We start from the raw sequence: 302 nt of genomic DNA, 5'->3' as shown, positions 1-302 counted from the left end.
AAGACCGGCACCCTGACCCGCAACCAACCCGCCGTCGTCGAAGTCGCCACCATTCCCGGCCAGAGCCGGGAGCAGGTCCTCGACATCGCGGCCGCCCTGGAGTCCCGCAGCGAGCACCCCCTGGCGCGCGCCATCCTCGTCGCCTTCCCTGAGCACCAGGACGCCGACGGCGTCGAGGCGGTCACCGGCGCCGGCCTCACCGGAACCGTCGACGGCCGGCCGGCTCGTTTGGGCCGGCCCGGCTGGATCGCGGCCGGCGAACTGGCGGAGCCGGTCACCGCCATGCAGGAGGCGGGCGCCAC

At 75.2% G+C, this 302-nt stretch carries 1 pseudogene; it reads left to right on the top strand.

The window, feature by feature from the left end:
• Positions 1-302 (top strand): annotated as a pseudogene (locus tag DJ021_RS18605) (HAD family hydrolase); the annotation flags it as partial.

This window comes from Phenylobacterium hankyongense (assembly GCF_003254505.1).
GTDB lineage: Bacteria > Pseudomonadota > Alphaproteobacteria > Caulobacterales > Caulobacteraceae > Phenylobacterium > Phenylobacterium hankyongense.
The sequence above is the reverse complement of the archived record's forward strand: the minus strand, read 5'-3'. Positions and strand labels throughout refer to the sequence as shown.